Source organism: Euzebyales bacterium, from assembly GCA_036374135.1.
Taxonomy (GTDB): domain Bacteria; phylum Actinomycetota; class Nitriliruptoria; order Euzebyales; family JAHELV01; genus JAHELV01.
This window is the reverse complement of record DASUUK010000071.1, coordinates 1-9,057: the sequence shown is the minus strand read 5'-3', so window position 1 is coordinate 9,057 and position 9,057 is coordinate 1. Positions and strand designations below refer to the sequence as shown.

Below are 9,057 nucleotides of genomic sequence, written 5' to 3'. Positions count from 1 at the left end.
GCGCGCGGTCCGCCTTCGATCCGGCGTCGCTGCCCACGACCACCGCCGAGGTCTTCTTCGACACGCTCGACGTCACCTTGCCGCCGCGGTCCTCGACGGCGCGCTTCGCCTCGTCCCTCGTGTAGCCCTCCAGGCCTCCGGTCAGGACGATCGTCCAGCCTTCGAGGGTGCGCTCGACGGCGACACGATCCGTCGTGGTTCGCACGCCGAGCTCGACGAGCTCGTCGACCAGGGCGGCGTTGCGCTCGTTCGCGAAGAAGGCGACGACCGCCTCGGCGATGATCCGGCCGATGCCGTTGACGGCCGCGATGTCCTCGACGTCTGCGGCACGCAGGGACGCGAGATCCCCGAACACACGCGCGAGCAGACGGGCGGTCGTCCCGCCGACGTGGCGGATGTTCAGTCCGATCAGCAGGCGCTCGAGCGGCTGCTGCTTCGACCGCTCGATGCCGTCGAGCAGCATCCTGACCTTCTTCTCGCCGAAGCCGTCGAGTGCGAGCAGGTCGTCGGCATCCAGCCGGTACAGGTCCGCGATGTTGGTGACCAGACCCGTGTCGAGCAGGATCCGCGCCGTCTCGTAACCCATCCCGTCGATGTCCAGCGCACCACGGCCCGCGTAGTGGGCGAGCGACTCGAGCAGGCGGTTGGGGCAGTCGATGTTCGAGCAGTAGCTCGCGGCCTCGCCATCGAGGCGCTCGATCGGCTGCCCGCAGAACGGGCAGGTGTCGGGCATCTGCCAGGGCCCCGCCGCCTCGACCTCGGGCGGCCGCCTGGCGGGGACGTAGCCGACGACCTCGGGGATCACGTCGCCGGCCTTGCGGACGATGATGGTGTCGCCGGGCCGGACGTCCTTCGCGCGCGCCTGGTCCTCGTTGTGCAGGGTCGCCAGCTGCAGCGTCGATCCCGCCACCAGGACGGGATCGAAGGAGGCGAACGGCGTGACCTTGCCGGTGCGGCCAACGTTGACGAGGATGTCGCGCAGCACCGTCTGCTGCTCCTCGGGGGGGTACTTGTAGGCGATCGCCCAGCGCGGCGCGCTGCTCGTCGAGCCCAGCCGTCGCTGGTGGCCGAAGTCGTCGACCTTCACGACGACGCCGTCGATCTCGTACGTGGGGTCGTGGCGGTGCTCGCCCCAGTGTTCGATGAAGGCCAGCACCTCGTCGATGGTTTCGAACGTCCGCGTCTCGGCGGCGACCGGCAGGCCGGCCGCCTTCAGCAGCTGCAGGAATTCCTGGTGGCTGGTGACGTGGAGCTCCTCGGCCACGCCCATGCCGTGGCAGATCAGCGCCAGGGGACGCGTCGCGGTGATGCGTGGGTCCTTCTGCCGGAGCGCACCCGATGCGGCGTTGCGCGGGTTGGCGAACCGCGGCTCGCCCGCCTCCTCGCGCGCGGCGTTCATCGCCTCGAACCTGGCCACCGGGTAGTGGATCTCACCACGGACCTCCAGGACCGCGGGCGGGTCGCCCAGGTTCAGCACCCCCGGGATGCCCGCGATCTCACGCACGTTGGCACTGACGTCCTCACCCGTGTCGCCGTCGCCGCGGGTCACCGCGCGCACGAAGAAGCCGCGCTCGTAGCGGACGCTGATCGCCACACCGTCGATCTTGAGCTCGCAGGTCCAGCGCGGCGTCGTGCCCTCGAGGTTGCGTTCGACCCGCTCCGCCCACTCGCGCAGCCCATCCTCGGCGAAGACGTTGTCCAGCGACAGCATCCGCTGCTCGTGGCGGACGGTGGCGAACGCGCCGGACGGCGGCGCGCCCACCAGATGGGTCGGCGACGAGGGATCGTCGAGCTCGGGGTGCTGCTCCTCGATGCCGCGCAGACGCTGCAGCATCGCGTCGAACGCCGCGTCGGTGACCTCCGGATCGGACAGCACGTAGTAGCGGTAGCGGTGGCGCTCGAGCTCTGCTCGTAGCTCGGCCACCTCGCGGCGCAGATCGGCGTCAACCATCGGCGGCAGTGTAGGTCCGCGCGTAGCCCGACACGGGCAGCGGTCCACAACCACGGCGTGCGCGGTGCCGTGGCACGCATCGTCCGACCGGTGTCGTAGGACGTGCCGCCGCGTGTCCGCAGGGCCTGGCCCGCAGGGTCGTCACGCTCCGCACGCGCCCGCGGCACACTGGCAGTGGCATGCCGTCGCACGTGTGGTACGCAAGCTACGGCTCGAACCTGTCGCGCCGACGGTTCGAGCACTACCTGACCGGAGGCACCCCCGCAGGTGGTCGGCGCCGCTATCCGGGTGCCCGCGACCGGTCGGTGCCGTCGGAGGACCGCCCCCACCATCTGCCGTACCGACTGCGGTTCGGCGGGGCGTCACGGACGTGGGGTGGGGGGATGGCGTTCGTCGACACCGCGATCACCGGTCGCACGCTGGCGCGGATGTATCGGCTGACGGTCGGACAGTTCGGGGACGTGCACGCGCAGGAGAACGGCGGTGACGCCGACCCGACCGATCTCGCCGACCTCGCCCCCGGTCAGGCGGTGCGAGCGGGACGGGGCAACTACCCGCTCGTCGTCTGTTGCGGCCACGTCGACGCGATACCCGTGCTGACGTTCACCTGCGACACCGTCCCTGCGGGCGCGGCACCCGCACGCGCCTACCTTCGCACGATCGCGGGCGGTCTTGCCGAGTCACACGCGTTGACGACCGCCGGCATCGTCACCTACCTGCGCGCCGCTCCGGTGGTCCGCGCCGCCTACGACCGCGCGGCGCTGTCGACCATCGCGCGCGCAGGTGTGGCCGCGTCGATGGTGCCACCGCCCAGGCACTCGTCGCCGTCGTAGACGACGACGGCCTGCCCGGGCGCAACGCCCACCGGGCGCTCCTCGCGGAACTCGACCTGCACGCGACCGGCACCATCGTCGGTCACCGTCGCCGGCAGCGGCCGACCGCGGTACCGGACCTGGGCGGCCACCTCCCGACGACGCGGGGCGGTGCCGGCGACCCAGGAGACAGCCGTCGCGAGCACACGTGCGGTCTCCAGCAGCTCACGCGGCCCGACGCGCACGACGTCGCCGTCGATGCCGGTCACGTACAGCGGGTGGTCGGTGCCGGCGATCCCCAGACCCCGCCGCTGACCGACCGTGAACAGGTAGGCGCCGTCGTGGCGTCCCAGCGTGCGTCCGTCCGGATCCACGATCGGGCCCGGTCGGTGCCCGAGACGCGGTCGCAGGAAGCCTCCCAGGTCCCCTGACGGGATGAAGCAGATGTCGTGGCTGTCCGGCTTGGTCGCCGTGACCAGACCGCGTTCGCCGGCCATGCGCCGCAGCGCCGGCTTGGTGTGCTCCCCCACGGGCCACACGGTGTGCGCCAACTGCTCCTGGGTCGCCATGTACAGCACGTAGGTCTGGTCCTTGTCACGGTCCACCGCGCGCCGCAGCCGCCAGCGACCCGCGTCGTGACGCAACCGGACGTGGTGACCCGTGGCGAGCGCGTCGAACCCCATGGCCCGGGCGCGCTGCAGCAGCGCGCTGTACTTGACGCGCTCGTTGCAGCGCACGCACGGGTTGGGGGTGCGCCCCGCTGCGTACTCGGCGACGAAGTCGTCGACGACCCGCGCGCGGAACGGCGTCGACAGGTCCCACACGTAGTAAGGGATGCCCAGCAGATCGGCGACGCGACGCGCGTCGCGGGCGTCGTCCAGCGTGCAGCAGCCCTTGCCGGGTAGCCCCGACGGGGTGTCGGCCATCTTCAGGTGCACGCCCGTGACGTCGTGCCCCTGCTCCACGAGCAGCGCTGCGGCCATCGACGAGTCGACGCCGCCCGACATCGCAACGAGCACACGCATGTCCTCACGATATGCGCGGCGCGGATCCCGTGCCCACGGCCGCGCTCTGCCCGCCCGCGGTGTCGTCCGCGCCGCCCACCGGCGATCCTCCGCCGGTGCGATCCGCTCACGCGGGTCCGGGCCCTTCGTCGCGCGACCGGGTTCAGCCGGTGTCGGGCAGGGCGAGCGTGAGGGGTTCGTCGTCGGCCGCCGGCGGAGGTCGACGCTGCTCGCTGGCCGGGTGCTCGACCAGCGCGATCACGCGGCTGGCCATGAACCGGGCGGCGCGGACGACCGTGCCACCCCGCGTGACCTCGACGACCTCGACGGTGCTGCGGCTGACCGAGGTCTCCACACGGCGTCCCGCCCGTGTGGCGACGACGTCGAACGTCTGGACACCGTCGCCGGTGTCGACCACGATCTCGACCCGATCACCGCGCATGCCCTGCCCTGTCGTCCGGGGGAACCCACCGCCGTGCCTCAGCAAACCTGGCACACCCGATCATGACATCGATCGAACGCCTGTTCCAGGGGCCAGATCGTGGGCGCGGCGCGTGCGTCCGCCCCGGCGCCGGTGGACGCGCTACAGGAAGCCGCCGCCACGGTCGCGCAGGCGCTTGATCGCGTCGGTGATGATCGGCACGGCGCGCTCGACGTCGCCGGTGGTCGTCGCCCGCCCGCAGGTCAGGCGCACGTGGGCGCGGTTCGGATCGGCGCCGATCGCGGACAGCACGTGGCTCGGTGAGGCCGCCCCCGACTGGCATGCCGATCCGGTCGACGCGCAGACGCCTCCGGCGTCGAGCGCCGCCAGCAGCGCCTCGCCGTCGCACCCGGCCACGGCGACGTTCACGTTGTGGGGCAACCGTGCCGTCGCCGACCCGTTCAACGTGACGTCCTCGACGGCGCACAGGCCCTCGATCAGCCCGTCGCGCAGCGCGCGCAACCGGACGATCTCCTCGTCCGCCCCGGTGGCCGTCAGCTCCGCCGCCGCACCACAGCCGATGATGCCCGGGGCGTTGAACGTGCCGGACCGCACCCCGCGCTCCTGTCCCCCGCCGTGCAGCACCGGCACCGCGTCGACGTCGCGACGCAGCACGAGCACCCCGACGCCCTTCGGCCCGTTGAACTTGTGCGCCGACAGCGTGAGCGCGTCGATGTGCCAGTCGTCGACGCGCAGCGGCGTCCGCCCGAATGCCTGGACCGCGTCGCTGTGCAGGCACACGTCACGGTCGGCGAGGGCCGGCCCGATGACGTCGAGTGGCTGGATGGTGCCGACCTCGTTGTTGGCGGCCATCACCGACACGACGACCGTGTCGTCGGTGACGGCCGCCAACAGGCGGTCGGGATCGACGACGCCGTCCGCCTCCACACCGACGATCGTCAGGTCGAAGCCCTGGGCGTCACGCAGCCACACGGCCGCGTCCAGCACGGCGTGGTGCTCGATCGCGGTCGTCACGATGTGGTTGCCCCGCCCGGCGTCGCGCGCCGCCCAGGCGATGCCTTTGAGCGCTTGATTGTCCGCCTCGGTCCCGCCCGAGGTGAACAGCACGTCGAGCGGGTGCACGCGGAGCGCGACCGCGACCTGTTCGCGCGCCCGCTCGACGCGGGCGCGGGCGTCCCGACCGGTGCGGTGGATCGACGAGGGATTGCCGTAGCCGTGCTCGAACGCGGGCAGCATCGCGGCCAGCACCGCGGGGGCAAGTGGCGTCGTCGCGGCGTGGTCGAGGTAGATCATGACCCCACGCTACGCCCCGGCGGGCGACCGGTGCACGTCGAGGTCCAGCACGTATCCCAGCAGCGCGATGTGGGGCTCGGGCCACCAGTCGCGATCCGGCGCCCGGCGGAACCCCATCCGGTCGTACAACCGTCGCGCGGTGACCATCTCGTCGGTCGTGTGCAGGACGATCCGCCCACGTCCGGCCGCGACGGCACGGTCCACGCACGCCGCGACCAGCGCGGCGCCGGCGCCGCGGCGTTGCGCGGCGGGATCGACCGCGAGCATGCGGATGCCGGCGGCGTCGGGATCGTCGAACTCGGCGAACCTGTTGTCGCGACCCGGCACATAGGTGACGGCGCCGACCACCTCGGGGCCGCGCACGCCGACCAGCACCGGCGCGTGTGCGGCGCGCCCGGCGACGTCAGCCAGCGCGGCCCGGTAGTGGCCGTGCGGGACGCCCAGCGCGTCGTACGCGGCGAGCGTCAGCCGTGCGACCCGTTCGTGCTCGTCGACCCGCACGGGACGCACACGGACGCCCGATGTCACGGGATCATTCCGAACGGCGCTCGATCTCGTCGATCAACGCGGGCACGACCTTGTGCAGGTCACCCACCACGCCGAAGTCCGCGATCGAGAAGATCGGCGCGTCCGGATCGGTGTTGATCGCCGCGATCAGCTGGGACGTCTGCATGCCGGCACGGTGCTGGATGGCACCGGAGATGCCCGAACCGATGTACAACTGCGGCGCGACCGTCTTGCCCGTCTGGCCGATCTGGTGCTGGTGCGGGTACCACCCGGCGTCCGTGGCGGCGCGCGATGCTCCGACGGCCCCACCGAGCGTGTCGGCGAGCCGCTCGATCAACTGGAAGCCCTCCGCATCGCCGAGGCCCCGGCCACCCGCGGCGATGATCGACGCCTCCGTCATCTCGGGGCGGTCGCCGGACTCCTGCTCGACGACGTCGAGGATCTCGATCCGGCGGTCCTCGTCTGAGAGCGTGACAGCGAGGCTCGACACCGCCGCCGGCTCACCGTCAGCGTCGTCGGCCGCGGCGAAGGCGTTGGCCTTGATGCCGACGAACGCCTGGTGACCGTCGCGCACCCTGCACTGCGACAGCATGTCGCCGCCGAAGATCGCCTTGGTGGCGACCAGTCCGTCGTCGGCCACGGTCAGATCGACCGCGTCGGTGATCACCCCCGCGCCCCGCCGGACCGCGGTGCGCGCGACGATGTCGGTCAGGAACGGGTCGGCCGGGTACAGCAGGACGCCGGCGCCGGAGGCATCCAACGCGGCGGCGAGCGCGACCGCGTGGGGACCCGTGGCGTAGGACGTCACGGCCGCGTCGTCGAACGTGTGCAACGTGGTCGCGCCGTGGGCACCCAGCGCGGCGGCTGCATCGGCGGCCCCGGGGCCGAAGGCCACCGCGTGGACGTCATCGGCCAGCGCCCGCGCGGCCGCCAGGACCTGCAGCGACACCTTGCGCGGCACGCCGGCGTCGTGTTCGACCAATGCCAGGATGGTGCTCATCGTCGGCCTCCTACAGGATCTTCTGCTCGACGAGCCAGTCGGCCAGCGCCTCGGCGCCGACGGCACCGGATCCGTCGTCGGTGACCACGCGACCCGCCTCCTTGGGCGGGCGCGGCGCGATGTCGACGATGGCCGTCCGCGATCCGTCGAGTCCGACCTCGGCGGCGTCGACGCCGAGCGCGACGAGGTCCCGCACGTCGACGGTCTTCTTCTTGGCCGCCATGATCCCCTTGAACGTCGGGTACCGCGGCTCGTTGATCGCCTCGACCACCGACACGACCAGCGGTCCGGTCGCCCGCACCACCTGATGCCCGGCAGGCGTCTCGCGCTTCGCGGTGAACACGTCGCCGTCGATCTCGAGGTCCTTGACGTAGGTCAGCGCCGGCACGCCGAGGTGTTCGGCCAGCATGGCCGGCACCAGCATCGTCCGGGCATCCGACGACTGGTTGCCCATGATGATCAGATCGAACGGCTCATCGGCCAGGGCCGCGGCGAGCACCCGCGCGGTGGCGACGGCGTCACTGCCCGCGACCGCGTCATCGGTGATCTGGATCGCTCCGTCCAACCCGTACGACAACGCCTTGCGCACGGTCGTCCCGGCCTGGTCGGGCCCCATGCACAAGGCGATGATCTCGGCGCCCTCGGTGCGCTCGGCGATCTGCAGGGCCTCCTCGATCGCCCACTCGTCGTTGGCGTTGAGCACCGGATCGGAGCGGTCGCGGTCGACGGTGTGGTCCTGCGGATCGACGTGCTTGTCGGCCGCCGTGTCCGGCACCCGTTTGACGGGACAGATGATCCTCACTGGCTCCTCCGGAGGTAGTGGTTACCCGACGGTAACATCTCGCGTGGGCGTCCGCCTCGGGACGGGCGGCGACGGCCGGACACGTGCCCGGCGGTTTCGGGTGTCACGCCCACGCGCGTCTCCTCGACGCTTCCAGTACGCGTCCGCCGGCTCGGCGAGCACATCGAGGGCGGCGCGATGGTCCGGTGTGAGCTCCAGGATCCCGAACGCAGGTTGGCGCGCATGTGCGCGGCCGTGGCCGCGCCCGAGAGAGCACGACGTCGACCCACGGGCGATCGAGGACCGCGGCCAGGGCCACCGCGTCGACGCTCGCGGCGGACCGGTCGGCGATCGGGCCGAGCACGTGGCGCACACGATCCTCGGTCGAGCGGGGTGTCAGCCGCCCGCTGGCGACCGCCTCCTTGACGATGACACCCATCCCCGGCGTCGAGCACCTCAGCCGTGCGCCAGCGGAGGGCATCGACGGTGCGAGCCGCTGGAAGGTCCTCACCATGGCCCAGGTTGATGAATGCCGGCCGGCCAAGCGCTGTCAGGCCCTGGCCCACGCGCGAGACCTCCAAGCCCGTGTCTCCCAGCCGGCGTGTCTTCATCGCCGGGCAGCCTAGCGCCGAGGCGGCGGCCGCGGGCGGTGCGGCGCATGTCGGGCGTCACCCGTGGCAGGCTGGCGGCATGGCGACCCGTCTGTACTCCGTCGTGATCGACTGCGAGGACCATGACGCGCTCGGGCGGTGGTGGGCCGAGACGTTGGGCTGGTCGGTCGTGCACGCCGACGCCAGGGAACTGGCGATCGTGCCGTCGGGCGGTCCGGAGGTGCTGGAAGCACTCCTGTTCGTTCCGGTGCCCGAGCCGAAGGCCGGGAAGAACCGCGTGCACGTGGACCTCGCGAGCACGACCATCGCGGCGCAGTCGGACATCGTCGGGCGCGTGATCGCCCGCGGCGCGCAGGAGGCCGACGTCGGTCAGCGCGACGTCAGCTGGGTCGTGCTGCGCGATCCCGAGGGCAACGAGTTCTGCGTGCTCGAGCCCGACGACCGCTTCGAGCACGTCGGCACGTTGGCTGCCGTCGTGGTCGATGCCGCGGACCCCGCGGGCCTTGCGCGCTTCTGGGCGGCGGCGTCCGGGTGGCAGGTCCGTGCCAGCAGCCATCTCGTGGCCACGCTGTGCCACCCGACCGGGCGTCCACCGGCGCTCGACATCGTCGCCGTGGACATGCCGACGCCGGGCAAGAACCGATTGCACCTCGACG

General features: G+C 72.0%; 9 protein-coding genes. 2 read left to right on the top strand and 7 right to left on the bottom strand.

Going from position 1 to position 9,057, the window contains the following annotated elements:
* The coding region (ligA, locus tag VFZ70_12325; GenBank protein HEX6256583.1) for an NAD-dependent DNA ligase LigA at positions 1–1,951 on the bottom strand (1,951 nt) is incomplete at its 3' end.
* Positions 1,952–2,130: 179 nt separating this feature from the next.
* On the opposite strand from ligA, the gene VFZ70_12320 reads away from it, so the two are divergent.
* Positions 2,131–2,784, top strand: coding sequence for a hypothetical protein (locus VFZ70_12320; GenBank protein HEX6256582.1), 654 nt, complete (start codon positions 2,131–2,133; stop codon positions 2,782–2,784).
* Here the strand turns inward: VFZ70_12320 and mnmA are convergent.
* The 6 genes from mnmA to VFZ70_12290 all read right to left on the bottom strand — a co-directional run bounded on the left by mnmA (position 2,697) and on the right by VFZ70_12290 (position 7,811).
* Positions 2,697–3,890, bottom strand: a complete 1,194-nt coding sequence (gene mnmA, locus VFZ70_12315) for a tRNA 2-thiouridine(34) synthase MnmA (protein ID HEX6256581.1) — start codon at positions 3,888–3,890, stop codon at positions 2,697–2,699. The genes VFZ70_12320 and mnmA overlap by 88 nt on opposite strands.
* Before the next feature lie 40 nt (positions 3,891–3,930).
* Positions 3,931–4,209, bottom strand: coding sequence for a hypothetical protein (locus VFZ70_12310; protein ID HEX6256580.1), 279 nt, complete (start codon positions 4,207–4,209; stop codon positions 3,931–3,933).
* A gap of 141 nt (positions 4,210–4,350) precedes the next feature.
* Positions 4,351–5,502, bottom strand: coding sequence for a cysteine desulfurase family protein (locus VFZ70_12305; protein ID HEX6256579.1), 1,152 nt, complete (start codon positions 5,500–5,502; stop codon positions 4,351–4,353).
* A gap of 9 nt (positions 5,503–5,511) precedes the next feature.
* Positions 5,512–6,030 carry a GNAT family N-acetyltransferase gene (locus tag VFZ70_12300; protein HEX6256578.1) on the bottom strand — a complete coding sequence of 173 codons (519 nt, stop codon included), beginning with the start codon at positions 6,028–6,030 and terminating at the stop codon, positions 5,512–5,514.
* Positions 6,031–6,034: 4 nt separating this feature from the next.
* Entirely contained in the window at positions 6,035–7,009 is a 975-nt protein-coding gene (locus VFZ70_12295; GenBank protein HEX6256577.1) for an FAD-binding protein, read from the bottom strand.
* 10 nt (positions 7,010–7,019) lie between these two features.
* Complete coding sequence (locus VFZ70_12290; protein HEX6256576.1) at positions 7,020–7,811, bottom strand: electron transfer flavoprotein subunit beta/FixA family protein; 792 nt, start codon at positions 7,809–7,811, stop codon at positions 7,020–7,022.
* Positions 7,812–8,480: 669 nt separating this feature from the next.
* Here VFZ70_12290 and VFZ70_12285 point away from each other — a divergent pair.
* Positions 8,481–9,057, top strand: a 577-nt coding sequence (locus VFZ70_12285) for a VOC family protein (GenBank protein ID HEX6256575.1), incomplete at its 3' end; no start/stop codon positions are given.